Raw genomic sequence first — 2027 nt, 5'->3', positions numbered from 1 at the left:
TGATCAGGATCAGACACATTCACTAAGCTTGCGGTCTCATAGTACGGCTGGAAGGCCTCCAAAATGTCTTCAGGATCATTAAAGAAATCGAGCACAAAGGTGCCGCTCTCAGCCTTACCCTTATAGGTACGATTCAGCCTTGATAAGGTCTGTACACAGTCCACGCCCGTGAGCTTCTTATCCACGTACATAGCGCAGAGCTTCGGCTGGTCAAAGCCTGTTTGGAACTTATTGGCCACCAACATCACTTGATAATCATCACTATCAAAGGCTTTACGCATATCACGGCCTTTTAGCCCGATATTCATATTATGCTCAGTGAACTTCTCGCCAATGAGTGCACCACTATCAGGATCATTGTCATTAAAGCTCACTTCCCCTGAGAAAGCGACCACAGCATTAATACCGCGGTAACTGTAATCACTGATATATTTATCAAAGGCCAGCTTATAACGTACCGCTTCTTTACGTGAGCCTGTCACCACCATGGCTTTGGCTTGCCCGCCGAGTAAGCCTTTGATGTTGTCGTTAAAGTGCTCAATGATAATTTTCACTTTCTGGGCGATATTGTGCTCGTGCAGTCGCACCCAGCTACCCAGCTTAATTTTGGCGCGGCGCGCATCGACCTCATCGTCATCGCTAGCCAGCTTTTGGGTAAGCTGATACATCACTTTGTAGTTAGTGTAGTTCTTGAGTACATCTAAGATAAAGCCCTCTTCGATGGCTTGGCGCATAGAATAGACATGATAAGCGGCTGGCAGGTTATCACTAGCGGCTGGCAAGTCAGGATTGGGCAAGCGTCCAAACAGCTCAATGGTTTTTGGCTTAGGCGTGGCGGTAAAGGCATAGTAGCTTAGATTCGGACTGCTACGGCGCGCGGCTAATGTGGCATCCAAAACATCCTCACTAGATAGCGGCTTATCCTCATCCGCATTACTCTCTATATCGCCTGAGACCAGCACTTCTTTCAGCTGGCGTGCGGTTGAGCCTGTCTGTGAAGAGTGAGCTTCATCAGCAATGATGGCATAGCGGCGTGATTTTAAGACACTAGAGTCTTCAATGGCTTTGAGCACAAAGGGAAAGGTTTGAATAGTGACGATAATAATCGGCTGGGAGTTGACCAATGCTTCGGCGAGCTGCTCAGACTTTGAGCCGTCACCTTCTTTGCGGTTAATTTTGCCGACTACGCCATCGGCATGTTCAAACTGATAGATAGTGTCTTGAAGCTGGTCATCAAGCACGGTGCGATCGGTAATCACAATGACCGAGTCAAACTGCTTATCGCCGTCACTGTTGTATAAGGTGGAGAGCTGATGCGCTGTCCATGCGATAGAGTTAGACTTGCCTGAACCCGCACTGTGCTGAATGAGATAGCGTTTCTCAGAGCTGTGACCCGCGCCCTCAGTAATGGCCGCATCGACTAACTTGGTCACCACATCCCACTGATGATAGCGCGGAAACATCATGGTTTCCTTTTTAGACTTGCGCCCGATTGCGTCTTCTTCTTCCTCTATCTGCAAGTGCATAAAGTGGCCGAGGATGGCCAGCAAGTTATCAGGCGTTAATACTTCATTCCATAGGTAATCGGTGGCATAGCGGCTGCTATCGGCTGGTACGTCATTACCCGCACCGCCCTCACTGGTACCTTTGTTGAACGGCAAGAAGTAAGTGTTGTCACCCGCCAGCTTGGTGGTCATATAGACCTCATACTGACTAACGGCAAAGTGTACCAATGCGCCGCGCTTAAAGGTCAGCAGCGGCTCAGGCTTTTTGGTAGCAGGGTCTTTCGGTAGGCGGGTCTTCTTATACTGAGTAATGGCATTTTGTACTGCTTGCTTAAATTCTGACTTTAGCTCCATCGTGGTGACAGGCAAGCCGTTGACGAATAGCACGATGTCGATACGGTTACGCTTAGCGACCTTGCCATTAGCGTCAGCGCCGTTTTTAACACTGGTATGAGGGCTATACACTACCTCAGGGACGACACGGCAGATATTGGCCTCATAGCGTGCCATGGTCTCAGGGTT

At 49.0% G+C, this 2027-nt stretch carries 1 protein-coding gene; it reads right to left on the bottom strand.

The genetic code is table 11. The annotated features are described in order from the left end of the window. Positions 1-2027, bottom strand: a 2027-nt coding sequence (locus ACS8E3_RS12960) for a type I restriction endonuclease subunit R (RefSeq protein ID WP_439244749.1), incomplete at both ends; no start/stop codon positions are given.

The sequence above is a fragment of the Psychrobacter sp. 2Y5 genome (genome assembly GCF_051847375.1).
Taxonomy (GTDB): domain Bacteria; phylum Pseudomonadota; class Gammaproteobacteria; order Pseudomonadales; family Moraxellaceae; genus Psychrobacter.
This window is presented reverse-complemented; position numbering and strand designations above follow the sequence as displayed.